We start from the raw sequence: 17,799 nt of genomic DNA, 5'->3' as shown, positions 1-17,799 counted from the left end.
GTAGCTATGTTCGGACAGGATAACCGCTGAAAGCATCTAAGCGGGAAGCCCCTTCCAAGATGAGATCTCCCCGAGGCCTCGAGCCTCCTGAAGAGCCGTTCAAGACCAGGACGTTGATAGGCCGGGTGTGTAAGCGCTGCGAGGCGTTGAGCTAACCGGTACTAATTGCTCGTGCGGCTTGACTATATAACACCCAAGACAATTGCGGATGACGCAACGAAATCAACATCACTCAGTTCCTTCTCGTCCCCCAGTGATCAACCGTTTTGCCTGACGACCATAGCGGTCTGGAACCACCTGATCCCATCCCGAACTCAGAAGTGAAACAGACCTGCGCCGATGGTAGTGTGGCGTTGCCCATGTGAGAGTAGGTCATCGTCAGGCGCCTAATGCCTAAAAACCCCCGACAGCGAAGCTGCCGGGGGTTTTTTATTGCCTGCAGGAAAGCGAGCAGATATGACCCTGTGATCAGGCGCACAGTTACGCTCGGTAAATAGCGTTAGCATTCCCTCAAGACTGGCAGAAAAAAAGACTAAAAAGCCAGCTTCAGAGACACTCATCAGTCATTCGATCATTGCCGTCAATAACAAAAAACGGCGGGCAGGTATGGCTATGAGTACACGTAAAAGACTATTCCTCGCGCTGTCCATGGTGCTGTCTTCGGCTGCCCATGCAGATTTGCAGCCCATTTCTGATACCGAGCTGTCCGAGGTGACAGGTCAGGCCTTTGTCTCCATAGACCGCCAGTACCATCCCGATCCCAACGAAAATACCTCCTATACCCGTGTCAATCTCGGTATGGATATCGAAATTCAGACCAATGTTGATGTTCTCGAGATGGGGCGATATGAGCGAGCGGGTGAGAAGCAGGGTTCTTCCGATGTACTGATCCGCGATTTTGCGCTCGGGTACATCAATAACCAGGCCTACTACAGCAAGAACCCTGATTCTCCGCGACAATATCGCCCCGATGGCTCAGCCTATGGCGAGAATGAGATTGTTCCGTTCATGATCGATAGCCCGTTCTTCGAGTTTGCCTTTGATGAAACCACCAATGAGGTGGTAGGTGTTCGCCTTGGCTTTGGCGAGTCCATGGGCATTCTCTCCGGCAAGATCGAAACGCTGACGGGTAACGTCAATGTCGACATCATCGATCGAGGTGAAGGATTGCGGGAGGCTAACTCCACCGGCAATTTCTTCGATCAGTTGATTGTTCTGCTCACCCCTTTGCTCGAATCCGGCAGTCCACTCGCCACCAAGGCGCAGCTGGTCTATGGCGAGGAAGGTGATCCGCGCATTGGCGAGCTTGATCCCATTCGTGCGGAGTATATCGGTATTCCGAACGGGGAAAAGTTCGTTCTTGAAGGTGCCGCCGGATTCACCCGCTGGTCGCTGAAGAACCTGATTGGCTGGGGATCCAGTTCGGAGATTGAGGTGCCGGATTGTTCCTTCTTCAGCTGTGGTGCTGGTGACATCTATGTCTATGCCCAGGATTGCATGGTGCTGGGCATAGACTCCTGCTTTGATCTGGATATTTACAACAGTTTCCCGATTGGCCAGGTTGAGGAGGTCAATGGTGAGCGGCGAATTACCGGTCCCGCCGATGGTGCGTTTATTTCGTTTCAGACCAAAGATCTGGATTGGCTGAAGGACGTCAAGAAAACCGACATCACGGTAGAGGACTTTATTCGGGCGACGTCCGGCGCATTCTTCAATATCCCCAATGGCGCCACCGAGGTAAACCTGAATGAGGCGTTGTACGGCACGGACCGTTATCGGACTGAGTACATAGACCGTGGTAGGGGGCTGTTCTGATGAGCGGGTTCGGGTTCTGCAACTTCCCCTGCACTGCAATGTTGCCGTTAGTGCTCTTGTGGTCTTTGCCCCTCCAGGCAGAGATGGTGACTCTTAATGAGTCAGAGATGTCCGAGATTGATGGCGTCGGCATAGGCCTGGTTCTCGATAACTTTACCTTCTCCCATGGAACCGATGCGCCAGATGCCAATGGCAATCAGGCCCGTATATTCCGAATCACGGGTATCAAAAGCACAGATGGTCAAGACGTCGATATTACGGTGAATCACTTGTATATCGCGGGTGCGAATTCCGGTTACGGCCAGAATCTGACTCCGGTTAACCTGGGCCGTCTGCTGCATCCCTGGCGAATTGATGTGGTGGATGGCAATACTGTTGGGGTCCGTGATAAGGCGGTGTTAGAAATCGCCGCTCCTGCGATGCTCAGCGCGGCCGAGGGTTACGATTGCCTGGGTGGCTCTGCGGCTGCTGGCAGCGGTACCTGTTCAAGCCGCCCCGCGACTGAATCCTGGATCGGCGAGCGAGCCGATATGGGAATGCAGATGAATGTCGCGGTGGGCAACGACCGCTCTGCCAACCTGAATATACATGCGAAAAGTGCCGTGATTGACGGCAGCTACCTGCGTCTCTGGGGTGATGACGCGCGCCAGCAAATGGCCGGCCAGTTCAAGCTGAACTTCTACTCTCCGGAGCTAACCATCAACGCCTGTACTCAGGATGGCAGCGAGTGTGGCTCCCGCATCACCATGTCCGATTTTGTCCTTCAACTGGCGATCGGTAACGAGCTCCAGCCAGTGTTTTTTGATGTCGACGGTACGGGCAATTTCGTGCTGGAGGTAGATGCTATCGCTGCGCCGGCACCCGGGCAGATTGCCGCAAACGGGCTTCGGGATGGCAGCGATACCGCAACCTGGGACTTCTATGAAGCCTATTACACCAATCCGGAATACCGGAGCAATCTCCGGATTGGCAACTTTGGTGTTGGTGACCGGGATTTTGGCTCCGCCCGCATCGAAGGAATGCTCATTCAGCACCTGGAAATCAGAACCAAGGACTTGGCGCCATGATCCGTCTGACTTGTTGTTCAGCTACCCGGTTTTGCCTGCTCTTTGCGGCCCTGCTTCCCGCCTTGGCGTATTCCGAGATGTCGCCGCTCGGGGACGACGCCCTGGCTGATGTCTCCGGCCAGGGGGGGATCTATCTGTCTGGCGACATCAGCATCAACGAAATGGGAGGTCCGGTTCAGAACAATTACTTTGGCCGGTGTGATGAGGCAGATAAGAAATGCGGTGCTCGCTTTGCCTATCGGCTGAAGCAGGATGGCGGATGGATGGTACTGGATGAAATTCGAGGGATGTTCGCCTTTGAGGGTCTGACCCTGAGGGTGCGTTCGATCGATTCCGGCTTTGGGGGGGATGGTGCACTCTTTGACCGTGATGTGATTGAGCTGGGCTTGCCAAATGTTGTCCGGTTTTCTGACGTACAGTTCAGAATCGCTTCCAGTAGCACGCCACGACCAACTGACCCCGGCTTTCAGCAAACCGACATCTTTGCGGTGGAAATGCAGGGGGACGTGATCATGCAGGGTAACCTTCTGGTTTTTCCGGATGGAACCCCTTAGCCAGGAGGCATCATGACTCGTAAGCTTTCCGGAATCCTGCCCCTGAGTACGGTCGTCCTGGGCCTGGGCAGCTATTCGATGATAACCGCTGCAGATCTCCAGAGCCTTGATGACCGGGCGCTGTCTGAGATACGAGGCCAGAGCCGGATTACCATCGAAACTGACCTGACCATGACCGCAGACAAGCTTTCCTATTACGACGATAACAAAGGCGTCCATCTGGAAGGCATGCGGGTGGGTTCCTCGGAAGTGCCGGGCCAGGGCGCATTTCATCGGACCAGGATCGATATCGGCAGTGATTCTGCGCTGAATCTCGAATACCTGGTAGAAGACCGGCGGGTCGAATTCTCGGACATCCGGCTGGCCGGCGCGCCCGGTGTCAGTATGGGCGGGATTTTCTTTGATCATAGCCTTCAAGGCACCTTGAGCCTGCGCCAGCAGACCGCAGGTGGAACCGGCTATGAATTTGATTCCGCGTACACCATGACGGGAGGCCGTCTGGGCTATAGAACCAACGGTAATTCGGTGTTTCTGGACGATATTACGATGTCCGTTGAGGCCTTGGGAGTAACTCTGGAGCGGGTGGGCCAGACCCTGGAACTGACGGCTCCAAGAGTAACTGGTAGTTGGCAGGTCGGTGCTATTCGATATTCCAGCGATCCTGCGATATATGGCCGTAGCACCAATGGTAACGGTGACCTGCTGCCCAGCTATGGCGGTCTCTCTGGCCAGTACGAACTGTCCTCAACGACCGGTATATCCGCAGGAGGCCGCGCAGGGGAGGGTTTGAGGTTTGATAACGAGACAACCATACATAGCGCGTCTTTCCTCTATCACGATGATGGCCATGCACTCGCCCTGAGAGACATCACTGGTTCCTACCGAATTCAGGACCTTCGTCTGGATGTGGATGAGGATTGGCGCGGCCGACCGGCAGTGGGTTTAACGCTTGGGCGAATGGAAGGCGAGGTTGAGGTCGGAGCCATTGAGATTGGCGCTGCTGGTAAGAGCTTTGGGGCCTTCAACCTGAGCTTTCTGTTGGAAGACCAGGTATTTGGTGGACGCAGCTACACCAATGCGCTTTACCTGCAGGGCGGAGGGCATGCCGATGCCGGTGCCCAGGGTTTGAGGCTGGCTGCCCAGTGGAGTCTCAGGCTTTCTGATCTGAGCTATACCGAGGACGGCAACAGGGTGATTATCAGCGGCCTTCAGTCCTGGGGGCAGGGTGATATTATCGTGAACGTTACCCGTGACGGTATTCAGGGGGGAACCCGATTCTATGACGGCTTGAGAATTGGTTTTGAGGGGCTTGAGGCCGGTTACCGTATTAATGGGATGCGCGTTGGCAGTGATGATGCGCCATTGCAGGGTGGCACAGAATTGTTGTTGGCGCTCGGCATCTATCCCGCCTACGACTTTACGCTGGACGGCCATATGACGCTCGGAGCCGGTGGCGCTTCCGGTGAGGGCCTGACGATTAATTCGGATATTCACATTCGTGACGGTCGTGCTGCAGTGATTGCCGCTCCTTATGACGAAGGTAACGGTGAGCAGCCCCAGAAAGGTCTCTGGCTGACCGATATGACCTATGATGGTCATGTTCGTAACATGACTCTGGATGTTACCGATGAAGGATTGGCGCTGGCAACGGAAGAGTCCTGGAGCACCATGGATATCGGCAATGTCCGGATCGGTAATGGTGTCGATGGAGAGAGCCTTGGGCGTTTGAAGATCCAGCGTTTTGAACAGGGGAGCACGACGTTGATCAAGCCTGGTGGTGCCGGCAACGTCTGTGTGGGTGGCGCTGGTGCTTCGGCCTCGGCCTGTTCGGCATCGGGCGGTGAGTGGGAAATGCGGGGCGAGGAAGGTGTCACGATCGAGATGAAGAACATCCTCGCCCGTGCTCAGAGCAGCGAGAAGCGGAATTCGCTGTTGTGGGAAACCAATCGGACCGTCGATGGCCAGGGGCGGGCCGTGAATGGTTCCGGAACCCGCCTGGTTCTGGACAATATTTACACGAGTGACGGTGGTGATTTCGATGGTGATGGCTTCGACGACAATACCTACGGTATTCAAACCGACCTATCCGTTGACGTATACCAGACCCGAGTCGTGAAGAAAGAAAATGGAGCGGACTCGCTGGGGGTGAATGGCGCCCGTGGAGACGAAAAGATTATGGATGCCTCGGCCCCCCAGGGTTATCGGTATGTGTCCTCTCCTTCGGAGGCTGATCGCCTGAACCGTCCACTGGGATTCGCGGTCAAGGCGGAAACCCGTTTCAAGGAACTGACCATAAATAATATCGATCTGGTTCATCCTGTAGGTGGCGCCCAGACCGCCGTGTTCGGCGCCGTGCTGCAGAACGTGAATATTCGCGCAAACCTGACCGCGACACCTATCCCCTGACGTCGCGACCGGTAAAGGGGCAAGGCCAGTGCTGCCCCTTTGCTTTTCAATCCCCTCCTGTTGTTTAATCCGGGCTTGTTTATTCCCCGTCTGGAAGCTCATTGATGAAATCCAATGCATTGCTGTCCCTGCTCAGTGATCGTGAAATCCATTCCGGTGAATCGCTGGCCCAGAAGCTGGGCGTTTCCCGGACGGCGGTGTGGAAGCATATCCGCAAGGCTATCGCCGACGGAACTGACATACGGACCATTCGCGGGCAGGGTTACCAGCTGGTGTCCGCACTGGACCTGCTTGACCGTGACATCATTCTTGGTCAGCTCAATGCTTCGGTTCGAGAGCGGATACAGTTCGCTGTTCTGGATGAAGTGGATTCCACAAACGCCGAGGTTGCGCGCCTACTGACGTCGGCGCCACTCCCGGTGGTGTTATCTGACTGTCAGACGTCCGGCCGTGGTCGAAGAGGTCGGAACTGGGCCAGCCCCAAGGGCCAGAACCTCTACCTGAGCCTTGGGTTGTCGATAAAAGGTGGGTTCTCGGCCCTGGATGGCCTCAGTCTGGCCCTGGGCGTTGCCGTCGCCAATGCCATTGAGCAGGTAGGGGGCGGTGAGGTAGGGCTCAAGTGGCCCAATGACCTGTTTGCCCAGGGCCAGAAATTTGGTGGGATCCTGGTAGAAATCCAGGGCGAACTCCAGGAAGGTTGTGTTCAGGTGATCGCAGGAATCGGTATCAACGTGCATATGACTCAAGCTGAAGACGTTGATCAGCCCTGGACGAGCCTGGACAAGCGTTGGCCAGACCAGGCCTGGGTCCGCAACCAACTCGCTGCCGGGATGATTACTCACATTCTGGCAGCAGTGACGGAATTTGAGGCTGGTGGCTTCCGGCAATTCCGGGAGCGCTGGCAGCGCCGTGACATCTTTAGCGGCCTGCCCCTCGTCACCCGTGAAGGTGAATTAAAGGGCCTGGGAGGCGGTATCGACGAAACCGGAAACTACCTCCTGAAAACAGCAGAGGGCGAAATACCGGTGCGGGCGGGCGATATCAGTTTGCGGGTGTCTGAATGATTCTGTTGATTGACGCTGGTAATACCCGCCTGAAATGGCGACTGACTGGAACAGGCGGCCCTCTTGAAGGGGCAGCGGTCATGGCAGATGCTGAGCCCCTGACAGGACTTTCAGGGTACTGGTCTGACATCGAAAGAATTCTGGTGTCGACGGTGGCCTCGGAAAGCGCCCGCGCGCAACTTCATGAACTGTTGCTTGCCCGGGCCAAGGTGCCTGTTGAATATTGCTGGGCTGAGTCGACGCGCGATGGCCTGTCCAATTCCTATGGGGATGTGTCGCGCATGGGGGCTGATCGATGGCATGCCATGCTGGCAGGCTGGGTCAGGTGTAAGGCTTCTTTCGCCGTTGTCGATGCTGGTAGCGCCGTCACCGTGGACTATGTGAATGCCAGCGGGCGACACCTCGGTGGCTACATTCTTCCTGGGCTCCAGATGATGCGCCGTAGTCTGAAAGTGGATGCGGCACGAATTGGATTTGAGCAGAGTGAGCAACTCGCCACCCGCCCGGGACAATCGACCGGCGAATGCGTCAACCACGGTCTGGCCTGGCTCACCGAGGCCCTTGTCCAGGGGATTCATCGCGATGCAAAAGCCTTTGGACTCTCTGCGATCTATCTGACCGGTGGCGATGCCCGGCGTTTGCAGGCCCTTGGTCTTGAGGCAAACGTAGTTGAGGGTATGGTGCTTGACGGTCTTGAGCGAATCGCCAGGGCGGGCGTTCTGTGATGAAGTGGCTGGCGTTTCTGTTGGCAGCTCTCAATCTGGCCGTTTGGTTTGTGCCGGCCTGGATCGAGCCATCCCGTTATGTTGGCGTTTCATCTGGAACCCTGCCACGTGTCTCCAGTCTGAAAGTGGCTTCCGAGACCATGGAGAGCCTCTCCCGGGAAGAGAGTTGTCTACGGATAACGCTCGGAATGTTTGATGCGAGGGATGACGCCGAGAATGTGGCGGCCGGTCTCAAGCATAGAGTCGGCATTGTTGAGGTTGAGAAGGAGTTACCGCCCCTGCATTGGGTATTGATTCCTCCGCAGCCGCCGGAAGCCGCGCGAGCCCAGTTCCGTGAGCTCTATCTTCAGGGCGTGGAATCGTACATTGTTTCCCGTGGAGAGTACCGTAACGCCATTTCCCTGGGGCTGTTCGAATCCCTTGAGGCTGCGCAATCGGTAATGGCAGAAAAAAAACAGGCAAATCTGAATGTAGTGCTGGCCAAGTTCCCTCGAAATCGTTTAGGATACGCGCTCGTTTTTGAGGTTGAATCCATGGCAGAAAGTGAATGGGTTCAAGCGGTTGAAGCGGAAACCGGTTACGAGTTCGATTTCGTTGAAAGCAATGCTTGTGAAGGTGTTGCAAGGCCGGAAAAAAATCCGTAGTATACCGCCCTCGCTGAACAGGCGAATGTGAGCTGGCGTAGCTCAGTTGGTAGAGCAGCTGACTTGTAATCAGCAGGTCGGGGGTTCGATTCCGTCCGCCAGCTCCACTTTAAGTTTTAAGCAGGTTCGCTTTTGCGGATTTGTTCGGGAGGGGTTCCCGAGTGGCCAAAGGGATCAGACTGTAAATCTGACGCGAAAGCTTCGCAGGTTCGAATCCTGCCCCCTCCACCACTAATTGCTCGCGGGCATCGTATAGTGGCTATTACCTCAGCCTTCCAAGCTGATGACGCGGGTTCGATTCCCGCTGCCCGCTCCAATTTGGTTTCAATGCTCATGTAGCTCAGTCGGTAGAGCACATCCTTGGTAAGGATGAGGTCACCGGTTCAATTCCGGTCATGAGCTCCATTTTTTATCCGGTCAACGTTGCGATCCTGGTTGATTAGGGAGATTGGTCGAAATGTCTAAAGCAAAGTTTGAGCGTAACAAGCCGCACGTAAACGTGGGCACCATCGGTCACGTTGACCATGGTAAGACCACTCTGACAGCCGCCCTGACTCGTGTGTGTCACGAAGTTTGGGGCACTGGCGAGAGCCGTGCTTTCGATCAGATCGATAACGCACCGGAAGAGCGTGCGCGTGGTATTACCATCGCGACCTCTCACGTAGAGTACGATTCTCCGACCCGTCACTACGCCCACGTAGACTGCCCGGGCCACGCTGACTATGTGAAGAACATGATCACTGGTGCGGCACAGATGGACGGCGCGATCCTGGTTTGCTCCGCAGCTGACGGCCCCATGCCGCAGACTCGTGAGCACATCCTGCTGTCCCGTCAGGTTGGCGTTCCTTTCATTGTCGTGTTCCTGAACAAGGCCGACATGGTAGACGACGAGGAGCTGCTGGAGCTGGTTGAGATGGAAGTTCGTGACCTGCTGAGCCAGTACGACTTCCCGGGTGACGACACTCCGATCATCACCGGTTCTGCCCTGATGGCGCTGGAAGGCAAAGACGACAACGAAATGGGTACTACCGCTGTCAAGAAGCTGGTAGAAGCCCTGGACGACTACATCCCTGAGCCGGAGCGTGCGATCGATCAGCCGTTCCTGATGCCGATCGAGGACGTATTCTCCATCTCCGGTCGTGGTACCGTAGTAACTGGCCGTGTTGAGCGTGGCATCATCAAGGTTGGTGACGAAGTGGAAATCGTGGGTATCCGCGACACCACCAAGACCACCTGTACCGGTGTTGAGATGTTCCGCAAGCTGCTGGACGAAGGTCGTGCCGGCGAGAACGTTGGTGTTCTGCTGCGTGGTACCAAGCGTGACGACGTTGAGCGTGGTCAGGTTCTGTGTGTGCCGGGCTCCATCAAGCCGCACACCAAGTTCGAGTGTGAAGTGTACGTACTGTCCAAAGAAGAAGGTGGTCGTCATACTCCGTTCTTCAAGGGCTACCGTCCGCAGTTCTACTTCCGGACCACTGACGTGACCGGTTCTTGCGAACTGCCGGAAGGCGTAGAAATGGTAATGCCGGGTGACAACGTGAAAATGACCGTCACCCTGATCGCTCCGATCGCCATGGAAGATGGCCTGCGCTTCGCGATTCGCGAAGGTGGTCGTACCGTTGGTGCCGGCGTGGTCGCCAAGATCATCGAGTAACCTTCGGGTTACTCGTTTGTTGTTGCGCTGAGTTGTTTCGGTGCAGGCCAGTAGCTCAATTGGCAGAGCAGCGGTCTCCAAAACCGCAGGTTGGGGGTTCGATTCCCTCCTGGCCTGCCATTTTTCAACATCCGGATACATAAGCTGATTCCTATGGAGTCAAAAGCCGTTCAGTCGACCAGCCGTTTCGATGCTCTGAAATGGCTGGTTGTTTTTGTTCTGATTGCCGTTGGTGTGGTTGGTAATCAGTATTTCAGTGCCGAGTCTGTGCTGTATCGGGTTCTGGCTCTTGTTGGGCTGGGTCTTGTTGCTGCATTTGTTGCGCTGCAGACCGAGCGTGGCCGTCGTTTTGCCACCCTGTTGAAGGAAGCACGCGTAGAGATCCGGAAAGTCGTCTGGCCCACCAGGCCTGAGCTGGTTCAGACCACGATTATTGTTGTGGTGTTTGTTCTGGTTGTGGCTCTGATCTTGTGGGGTATGGATTCGCTGATCAGCTGGCTGGTCGCCGGCTTCATCGGCTAACGGGAGTGGGCAATGGCTAAACGCTGGTACGTCGTTCATGCGTATTCTGGCTTTGAAAAGCACGTAATGCGCACTCTGAAGGAGCGTGTGGCGCTCGAAGGCATGGAAGACAAGTTTGGCGAGATCCTGGTTCCGACCGAGGAAGTCGTCGAAATGCGCGATGGCAAGAAGCGCAAGAGCGAGCGCAAGTTCTATCCCGGGTACGTATTGGTCCAGATGGAAATGGATGATGCCTCATGGCATCTTGTCAAGAATACTCCTCGGGTACTCGGCTTCATTGGTGGTACCAAGGACAAGCCGGCACCCATTACCGAACGCGAGGCTGAGGCAATCCTGCGTCGTGTAGAAAGCGGTGCTGACAAGCCCAAGCCGAAGACATTGTTCGAGCCGGGTGAGATTGTACGCGTTGTTGAAGGTCCGTTTGCAGACTTCAATGGCGTTGTTGAGGAAGTCGACTACGAGAAGAGTCGAGTTAAGGTTGCGGTCCTGATCTTTGGCCGTTCAACTCCGGTAGAGCTGGAGTTTGGTCAGGTCGAGAAAGACTGAGCGTAGCCTGAAAACCTGAGAGCTCGCGCGCCACGGCGACGCGGGCTTTTTGTGTCTGCTGAAGGCAGTTATATAAACGGGGAGCCGAGAGGCGTCAGAACCCACAGGAGAACTATCATGGCAAAGAAAATTGAAGCCTATATCAAGCTTCAGGTTGCTGCCGGTCAGGCCAACCCGAGTCCCCCCGTTGGTCCGGCCCTGGGTCAGCGCGGCGTAAACATCATGGAATTCTGTAAGGCCTTTAATGCCAAGACTCAAGGCATGGAGCCGGGCTTGCCGATTCCGACTGTCATCACCGTATACAGTGATCGCAGCTTTACCTTTGTTACCAAGACCCCGCCGGCGCCGGTGCTGCTGAAAAAAGCGGCTGGCATCAAGAGCGGTTCCGGTCGTCCGAACACGGACAAAGTGGGTACGGTAACCCGTGCTCAGCTGGAAGAAATTGCCAAGACCAAAGAGCCGGATCTGACTGCTGCCGACATGGAAGCAGCGGTTCGTACCATTGCCGGAACTGCCCGCAGCATGGGCCTGAACGTGGAGGGTCTGTAAGATGGCAAAGCTGAGCAAGCGTCAGAAGCTGATTCGTGAAAAAGTAGACTCTACCCGTGCCTACACCGTTGATGAGGCGGTAGCACTGTTGGCCGAGCTGGGCCAGAACGTCAAGTTCAAAGAGTCTGTAGACGTGGCCGTTAACCTTGGTGTTGATGCGCGTAAATCTGACCAGGTCGTACGTAGCAGCACTGTTCTGCCGCACGGTACTGGCAAGACTGTTCGTGTAGCTGTGTTCACTCAGGGTGCCAATGCCGAGAAAGCCACTGCTGCCGGTGCAGACGTGGTAGGTATGGATGATCTGGCTGACGAAGTGAAAAAAGGCAATATGGACTTCGACGTGGTTATTGCCACTCCGGATGCCATGCGTGTGGTTGGTCAGCTGGGCCAGATCCTTGGTCCGCGCGGCCTGATGCCGAACCCGAAGGTTGGTACTGTAACTGCAGACGTTGAGACTGCGGTCAAGAACGCCAAAGCCGGCCAGGTTCGCTACCGTACTGATAAAAACGGCATTATCCACGCTCCGCTGGGTAACGTTGAATTCTCTGCGCAGAACATCAAGGAAAACCTTGAAGCTCTGGTGGCAGATCTGAAAAAGGCCAAGCCTGCATCGTCGAAGGGTGTGTATCTGAAGAAGATCACCATCTCTTCCACGATGGGTCCTGGCCTGACTATCGATCAGGGTACTCTGAGCATCTGAGGCTCTGAGCGGTAGTTACTTTGTAGTCTGGGCGGAAGCCAAGGCTGTCAAAGACCGCAGGCCCCCGCAGCGCCCTCTTGAAGGGCGCCTCAAGGGTTAAAGCAACGCCTGCGCAGACGGTGTGACGACGTTCTCTCTGAACCCAAACACCGTTAGGCGTCCCGCGAGGGACATAGATGGGTTTGCTGGCATAAGCCGGCGAAATCGAGGAGAAAACCAGTGGCAATTAGACTCGAAGACAAGAAAGCGATCGTCGCTGAAGTCAACGAGACTGCTGGTACTGCTCTGTCTGTGGTTTTGGCTGACTACCGTGGTGTCACCTCCGGTGACATGACGGCGCTGCGTGCCAAGGCTCGTGCCGAAAACGTGCGTCTGAAGGTTGTTCGTAACAACCTGGCAAAGATCGCGATTCGTGGTACCGAGTTCGAGTGCATTGATCCGGCGCTGGTTGGTCCGACCATTCTGGCTTTCTCAATGGAAGATCCGGGTGCCGCTGCGCGCCTGCTGAAGGATTTTGCCAAAGAGAAAGAGGCGTTCGAAATCAAGGGTCTGGCTGTCGGCGGTGAGCTGATGGGTGCAGAACAGATTGATCGCCTGGCTACGCTGCCGACGCTGCACGAAGCGTTGACCAAGCTGGCCATTGTTACACAGGCACCAGTTACCAAGCTTGCACGTACCCTGAACGATATTCCGGGCAGGATCACACGTGTTGTAGCTGCAGTCCGAGACCAGAAGCAAGACGCTGCTTGATTCTGTTGAACACCATTTTTTACATTTTTGGGAGAAAGTCATGGCTCTGTCTAAAGACGATATTTTGAATGCAATTGCTGAAATGAGCGTAATGGAAGTTGTTGAGCTCGTAGAAGCAATGGAAGAGAAGTTTAACGTTTCTGCTGCTGCCGCTGTTGCTGCCGCTCCGGCTGCTGCCGCTGCTGGCGAAGCCGCCGAAGAGAAGACCGAGTTCGACGTAGTTCTGACCGGCGCTGGCGAGAAGAAAGTAAACGTTATCAAGGCCGTTCGTGAACTGACTGGCCTGGGCCTGAAAGAAGCCAAGGAAATGGTTGACGGCGCACCTTCTACTGTTAAGGAAGGCGCAAGCAAGGACGAGGCTGAAGAAGCCAAGAAGAAGCTTGAGGAAGCAGGCGCTTCTGTTGAGCTCAAGTAAGAGTCGGCTGTTGATCGACACCGTGCGTTAAGCATGGACGGGCTGGTGGCTTCGTGCCACCGGCCTTTTTCTGTTGTATATGCTATAGAGTCTGGTGTGCAATTGCAGGTTGATGTCAGATCTATAACCTACAGCCAGAGTCTTGTTCAAGACGGCGCGATAAGCCGAGCAACTCGGCCCCGAAGCAGAACATTTGATTGCTTCTTGATACCAGGTATCAGGTCTAAAGCTGGGGAATGCAGATGACTTACTCCTACACTGAGAAAAAGCGGATTCGCAAAGACTTTAGTAAATTGCCTTCCGTGATGGAAGTCCCCTATTTGCTGTCTATTCAGCTGGATTCGTTCCGGGACTACCTCCAAATGGAAACTGCGCCTGAAGACCGCCGGGAAACTGGTCTTCATGCAGCATTCAAATCCGTATTCCCGATCGTCAGTTATTCTGGCAACGCCGCGCTCGAGTATGTGAGCTACCGAATCGGCGAGCCAGTCTTTGACGTCAAGGAATGTCAGCTCAGGGGCGTAACTTACGCCGCGCCGCTACGGGTGAAGGTCCGCCTGATCATTTATGATAAGGAATCGTCCAACAAGGCGATCAAGGACATCAAAGAGCAAGAAGTCTACATGGGCGAAATGCCCCTGATGACCGAGAACGGTACCTTTGTTGTTAACGGTACCGAGCGTGTTATCGTTTCCCAGCTCCACCGTTCACCTGGTGTGTTCTTCGATCACGACAAGGGTAAGACCCATTCCTCCGGCAAGCTGTTGTACTCAGCCCGGGTGATTCCTTACCGTGGCTCCTGGCTGGACTTCGAGTTCGATCCGAAGGACGCCGTGTTCGTTCGTATCGACCGCCGTCGTAAGCTGCCGGCCTCCATTCTGTTGCGTGGTCTGGGCTACACCTCTGAGCAAATGCTCGAGATGTTCTTCGAAACCAGTAAGTTCAGCCTGGGCGCGGAAGTGTGCAAGCTGGAGCTGGTGCCAAGCCGTCTGCGTGGCGATATCGCAACCTTCGACATCAAAGACAATGACGGTAACGTAATTGTTGAAGAAGGCCGCCGGATCACTGCCCGTCACATCAAGCAGCTGGAAAAAGCCGGTATCACCGAGCTGGAAGTGCCGACCGAGTATCTCTACGGTCGTGTCCTGGCCAAGGACATGATCGATCAGTCTACCGGCGAAGTGCTGGTAGAATGCAACACCGAACTGACCGAGGAAGTGGTTACCAAGATCCTTGATGCCGGTGTTAAAGACATTGAAACCCTGTACACCAACGACCTGGATTGCGGTCCGTTCATGTCGGATACCCTGCGTATCGACCCGACCCGCACCCCGCTCGAAGCGTTGGTGGAAATCTACCGCATGATGCGCCCGGGCGAGCCGCCTACCAAGGAATCTGCGGAGAATCTGTTTAACAACCTGTTCTTCTCCGAAGAGCGTTACGATCTGTCCGCCGTTGGCCGGATGAAGTTGAATCGTCGCCTGGGCCGGGAAGAAAGCACCGGCGAAGGCACGCTGACGCACGACGATATCATCGACGTACTGAAGACTCTGATTGCCATTCGTAACGGCCAGGGCCAGGTGGATGACATTGATAACCTGGGCAACCGTCGTGTGCGTTGCGTGGGTGAAATGGCCGAAAACCAGTTCCGTGTTGGTCTGGTGCGTGTTGAACGTGCGGTTCGTGAGCGTCTGAGTCTCGCCGAAAGCGAAGGCCTGATGCCGCAGGACCTGATCAACGCCAAGCCGGTTGCGGCCGCTGTGAAAGAGTTCTTTGGCTCCAGTCAGCTGTCCCAGTTCATGGATCAGAACAACCCGTTGTCCGAGGTTACCCACAAGCGTCGTATTTCCGCGTTGGGCCCAGGTGGTCTGACCCGTGAACGCGCTGGCTTCGAAGTCCGTGACGTACATCCGACCCACTACGGCCGCGTGTGCCCGATCGAAACTCCGGAAGGCCCGAACATCGGTCTGATCAACTCGCTGGCAACCTACGCCCGGTCCAATTCCTACGGCTTCCTTGAGAGTCCGTACCGGAAGGTGGTTGATGGTGTGGTGACCGACGAGGTGGTTTACCTCTCTGCGATTGAAGAGAGCAACTACGTGATCGCCCAGGCCAGCGCCGCTACCGATGAAGGCAAGCGTCTGACTGACGAGCTGGTTACGGTGCGTCACCAGAACGAATTTACTGTAGCGCCTCCGGAAGCGGTTAACTTCATGGACGTATCTCCGCGCCAGGTTGTATCGGTCGCGGCGTCTCTGATCCCGTTCCTGGAGCACGACGATGCCAACCGGGCCCTGATGGGTGCGAACATGCAGCGTCAGGCGGTGCCGACCTTGAAGTCGCAGGTGCCTTTGGTGGGTACCGGTGTTGAGCGCACGGTGGCTCAGGACTCTGGCGTGTGTGTAACCGCGCGTCGCGGTGGTGTGATCGAAAGCGTGGATGCGGCCCGTATCGTGGTTCGCGTCAACAACGAAGAAACCGAAGCCGGTGATGCAGGTGTGGATATCTATAACCTCACCAAGTACACCCGCTCCAACCAGAACACCTGTATCAACCAGCGTTCTATCGTGCGTCAGGGTGACGTGATTGCCCGTGGCGATGTGTTGGCGGATGGTCCTTCTGTGGATCTGGGTGAGCTGGCTCTGGGTCAGAACATGCGCATCGCGTTCATGCCCTGGAACGGTTACAACTTTGAGGATTCCATTCTCATCTCCGAGAAAGTGGTTCAGGAAGACCGTCTGACCACCATCCACATTCAGGAACTGACCTGTGTGGCTCGTGATACCAAGCTGGGCAGCGAAGAAATCACCGCAGATATTCCGAACGTGGGTGAAAGCGCACTGTCCAAGCTGGATGAGTCTGGCATTGTCTACATCGGCGCTGAAGTGGGTCCCGGCGACATTCTGGTTGGTAAGGTAACGCCGAAAGGCGAAACCCAGCTGACCCCGGAAGAGAAGCTTCTGCGTGCCATCTTTGGTGAAAAAGCGTCTGACGTTAAGGACACATCTCAGCGTGTGCCGACCGGTACCCGTGGTACGGTCATTGACGTTCAGGTCTTCACCCGTGACGGTATCGAGAAAGATGCCCGAGCGTTTTCGATCGAGAAAGAGCAGCTGGACAAGTACCGTAAGGACCTGAAAGACGAGTACCGCATTGTTGAAGGTGCGACGTTCGAGCGTCTGATGGCCGCTCTGAAAGGTCAGGAAGTGATCAGTGGTCCTGGCCTGAAAAAGGGTGCGAAGCTGGAAGAAGCCTACCTGGCGGAACTGCCGCGAGCCGACTGGTTCAAGCTGCGCATGAAAGACGAAGCTTTGAACGAGTTGCTGGAGAAATCCGAGCAGGGCCTCGAGGATCGCAAGAAAGAGCACGAAGCTCGCTTTGACGACAAGAAGGGCAAGCTTCAGCAGGGCGACGATCTGGCTCCTGGCGTACTCAAGATTGTTAAGGTTTACCTGGCAATCAAGCGTCGTATTCAGCCGGGCGACAAGATGGCTGGCCGTCATGGTAACAAGGGTGTTATCTCTGCGGTTATGCCGATTGAAGACATGCCCTACGACGAGTTTGGCAATACCGTCGATATCGTTCTGAACCCGCTCGGTGTACCGTCGCGGATGAACGTTGGTCAGGTGCTTGAGACTCACCTGGGTGCTGCGGCGAAAGGCCTGGGTGAACGGATCAGTCGTATGCTGGACGAGCAGCGCAAGGTAGCTGAGCTTCGTAAGTTGCTGGACGAGATCTACAATCACTCGGACGAAGTGTTCAAGGTTGACCTTGATAGTCTGACTGACAAAGAGATTTTCGAGCTGTGCAACAACCTGCGTGGTGGCGTTCCCATGGCAACACCGGTCTTCGATGGTGCCAAGGAAGCTGAGGTGAAGAGAATGCTTGAGTTGGCTGGCCTGGATACTACCGGTCAGACCAAGCTCTATGACGGCCGTACCGGCGATGCGTTTGATCGTCCGGTAACTGTTGGCTATATGTACATTCTCAAGCTGAACCACCTGATCGACGACAAGATGCACGCTCGTTCTACCGGCTCTTACAGCCTGGTTACCCAGCAGCCGCTGGGTGGTAAGGCTCAGTTCGGTGGTCAGCGCTTCGGTGAGATGGAAGTCTGGGCTCTGGAGGCATACGGTGCCGCCTATACCCTGCAGGAAATGCTCACCGTCAAGTCTGACGACGTAAACGGTCGGACCAAGATGTACAAGAACATTGTCGATGGCGATCATCGTATGGAGCCGGGCATGCCTGAATCCTTCAACGTTCTTGTCAAGGAAATCCGCTCGTTGGGTATCGACATCGAGCTGGAATCCGAGTGAGCCGAATTGTTTTTGGCAGCGTGAGCGGGCACTCCGTGTGCCCGCCCGAGATTAACGCCATCCGGAGCT

Annotated in this window: 15 protein-coding genes, 5 tRNA genes and 2 rRNA genes; all 22 read left to right on the top strand. The window is 55.5% G+C overall.

Annotation, left to right across the window (positions count from 1 at the left end; all coding sequences use genetic code 11):
* Positions 1–186 (top strand): 23S ribosomal RNA (locus QPL98_RS12790); the annotation flags it as partial.
* Positions 187–269: 83 nt separating this feature from the next.
* Positions 270–384: ribosomal RNA gene (gene rrf, locus QPL98_RS12785) — 5S ribosomal RNA — on the top strand.
* A gap of 228 nt (positions 385–612) precedes the next feature.
* The gene (locus tag QPL98_RS12780; RefSeq protein WP_226538183.1) at positions 613–1,815 is read left to right on the top strand and encodes a DUF6160 family protein; all 1,203 of its coding nucleotides are present in this window, start codon (positions 613–615) and stop codon (positions 1,813–1,815) included.
* Between the two features lie 107 nt (positions 1,816–1,922).
* Positions 1,923–2,882, top strand: a complete 960-nt coding sequence (locus QPL98_RS12775; RefSeq protein WP_303293373.1) for a hypothetical protein — start codon at positions 1,923–1,925, stop codon at positions 2,880–2,882.
* The gene (locus tag QPL98_RS12770) at positions 2,879–3,436 is read left to right on the top strand and encodes a hypothetical protein (protein WP_286715935.1); all 558 of its coding nucleotides are present in this window, start codon (positions 2,879–2,881) and stop codon (positions 3,434–3,436) included. Before QPL98_RS12775 ends, QPL98_RS12770 begins: the two co-directional genes overlap by 4 nt.
* Before the next feature lie 12 nt (positions 3,437–3,448).
* Complete coding sequence (locus tag QPL98_RS12765) at positions 3,449–5,842, top strand: DUF6160 family protein (protein ID WP_303293372.1); 2,394 nt, start codon at positions 3,449–3,451, stop codon at positions 5,840–5,842.
* A gap of 104 nt (positions 5,843–5,946) precedes the next feature.
* Complete coding sequence (locus QPL98_RS12760; protein WP_303293371.1) at positions 5,947–6,906, top strand: biotin--[acetyl-CoA-carboxylase] ligase; 960 nt, start codon at positions 5,947–5,949, stop codon at positions 6,904–6,906.
* Positions 6,903–7,631 (top strand): type III pantothenate kinase, encoded by a 729-nt coding sequence (locus tag QPL98_RS12755; protein WP_303293370.1) that lies wholly within the window; start codon positions 6,903–6,905, stop codon positions 7,629–7,631. The genes QPL98_RS12760 and QPL98_RS12755 overlap by 4 nt, the downstream gene beginning before the upstream one ends.
* Positions 7,631–8,275, top strand: a complete 645-nt coding sequence (locus QPL98_RS12750) for a hypothetical protein (RefSeq protein WP_114434842.1) — start codon at positions 7,631–7,633, stop codon at positions 8,273–8,275. The genes QPL98_RS12755 and QPL98_RS12750 overlap by 1 nt, the downstream gene beginning before the upstream one ends.
* A 31-nt stretch (positions 8,276–8,306) precedes the next feature.
* Positions 8,307–8,382 (top strand) — tRNA-Thr (locus QPL98_RS12745).
* Between the two features lie 40 nt (positions 8,383–8,422).
* A tRNA-Tyr gene (locus tag QPL98_RS12740) sits at positions 8,423–8,506 on the top strand.
* Positions 8,507–8,516: 10 nt separating this feature from the next.
* Positions 8,517–8,591, top strand: a tRNA-Gly gene (locus QPL98_RS12735).
* Positions 8,592–8,604: 13 nt separating this feature from the next.
* Positions 8,605–8,680, top strand: a tRNA-Thr gene (locus tag QPL98_RS12730).
* 52 nt (positions 8,681–8,732) lie between these two features.
* On the top strand, positions 8,733–9,929 hold the full coding sequence (gene tuf, locus QPL98_RS12725; protein WP_011784245.1) for an elongation factor Tu: 1,197 nt from the start codon (positions 8,733–8,735) through the stop codon (positions 9,927–9,929).
* Positions 9,930–9,973: 44 nt separating this feature from the next.
* Positions 9,974–10,049: transfer RNA gene (locus tag QPL98_RS12720), tRNA-Trp, on the top strand.
* 33 nt (positions 10,050–10,082) lie between these two features.
* The gene (gene secE / locus QPL98_RS12715; protein ID WP_011784235.1) at positions 10,083–10,451 is read left to right on the top strand and encodes a preprotein translocase subunit SecE; all 369 of its coding nucleotides are present in this window, start codon (positions 10,083–10,085) and stop codon (positions 10,449–10,451) included.
* 12 nt (positions 10,452–10,463) lie between these two features.
* A complete protein-coding gene (nusG, locus tag QPL98_RS12710; RefSeq protein ID WP_011784236.1) occupies positions 10,464–10,997 on the top strand; it encodes a transcription termination/antitermination protein NusG in 534 nt (177 codons plus the stop codon).
* Between the two features lie 117 nt (positions 10,998–11,114).
* On the top strand, positions 11,115–11,546 hold the full coding sequence (gene rplK / locus QPL98_RS12705; RefSeq protein WP_014420481.1) for a 50S ribosomal protein L11: 432 nt from the start codon (positions 11,115–11,117) through the stop codon (positions 11,544–11,546).
* Position 11,547: 1 nt separating this feature from the next.
* A complete protein-coding gene (gene rplA, locus QPL98_RS12700) occupies positions 11,548–12,246 on the top strand; it encodes a 50S ribosomal protein L1 (RefSeq protein ID WP_014420482.1) in 699 nt (232 codons plus the stop codon).
* Positions 12,247–12,465: 219 nt separating this feature from the next.
* The gene (rplJ, locus tag QPL98_RS12695; protein ID WP_014420483.1) at positions 12,466–12,996 is read left to right on the top strand and encodes a 50S ribosomal protein L10; all 531 of its coding nucleotides are present in this window, start codon (positions 12,466–12,468) and stop codon (positions 12,994–12,996) included.
* Between the two features lie 40 nt (positions 12,997–13,036).
* Positions 13,037–13,411 (top strand): 50S ribosomal protein L7/L12, encoded by a 375-nt coding sequence (gene rplL / locus QPL98_RS12690; RefSeq protein WP_011784240.1) that lies wholly within the window; start codon positions 13,037–13,039, stop codon positions 13,409–13,411.
* 242 nt (positions 13,412–13,653) lie between these two features.
* A complete protein-coding gene (rpoB, locus tag QPL98_RS12685) occupies positions 13,654–17,730 on the top strand; it encodes a DNA-directed RNA polymerase subunit beta (protein ID WP_303293368.1) in 4,077 nt (1,358 codons plus the stop codon).
* Positions 17,731–17,799: the final 69 nt, after the last annotated feature.

Origin of the sequence: Marinobacter sp. ST-43, assembly GCF_030541085.1 — a bacterium.
Classification (GTDB): domain Bacteria; phylum Pseudomonadota; class Gammaproteobacteria; order Pseudomonadales; family Oleiphilaceae; genus Marinobacter; species Marinobacter nauticus.
Note: the sequence above shows the minus strand (reverse complement) of the source record. Positions and strands in the feature narration are given on the sequence as shown.

Coding starts and splice junctions, on each gene's coding strand:
- QPL98_RS12780 (WP_226538183.1), top strand. CDS start 613: ATGAGTACACGTAAAAGACTATTCCTCGCGCTGTCCATGGTGCTGTCT.
- QPL98_RS12775 (WP_303293373.1), top strand. CDS start 1,923: ATGTCCGAGATTGATGGCGTCGGCATAGGCCTGGTTCTCGATAACTTT.
- QPL98_RS12770 (WP_286715935.1), top strand. CDS start 2,879: ATGATCCGTCTGACTTGTTGTTCAGCTACCCGGTTTTGCCTGCTCTTT.
- QPL98_RS12765 (WP_303293372.1), top strand. CDS start 3,449: ATGACTCGTAAGCTTTCCGGAATCCTGCCCCTGAGTACGGTCGTCCTG.
- QPL98_RS12760 (WP_303293371.1), top strand. CDS start 5,947: ATGAAATCCAATGCATTGCTGTCCCTGCTCAGTGATCGTGAAATCCAT.
- QPL98_RS12755 (WP_303293370.1), top strand. CDS start 6,903: ATGATTCTGTTGATTGACGCTGGTAATACCCGCCTGAAATGGCGACTG.
- QPL98_RS12750 (WP_114434842.1), top strand. CDS start 7,631: ATGAAGTGGCTGGCGTTTCTGTTGGCAGCTCTCAATCTGGCCGTTTGG.
- tuf (WP_011784245.1), top strand. CDS start 8,733: ATGTCTAAAGCAAAGTTTGAGCGTAACAAGCCGCACGTAAACGTGGGC.
- secE (WP_011784235.1), top strand. CDS start 10,083: ATGGAGTCAAAAGCCGTTCAGTCGACCAGCCGTTTCGATGCTCTGAAA.
- nusG (WP_011784236.1), top strand. CDS start 10,464: ATGGCTAAACGCTGGTACGTCGTTCATGCGTATTCTGGCTTTGAAAAG.
- rplK (WP_014420481.1), top strand. CDS start 11,115: ATGGCAAAGAAAATTGAAGCCTATATCAAGCTTCAGGTTGCTGCCGGT.
- rplA (WP_014420482.1), top strand. CDS start 11,548: ATGGCAAAGCTGAGCAAGCGTCAGAAGCTGATTCGTGAAAAAGTAGAC.
- rplL (WP_011784240.1), top strand. CDS start 13,037: ATGGCTCTGTCTAAAGACGATATTTTGAATGCAATTGCTGAAATGAGC.
- rpoB (WP_303293368.1), top strand. CDS start 13,654: ATGACTTACTCCTACACTGAGAAAAAGCGGATTCGCAAAGACTTTAGT.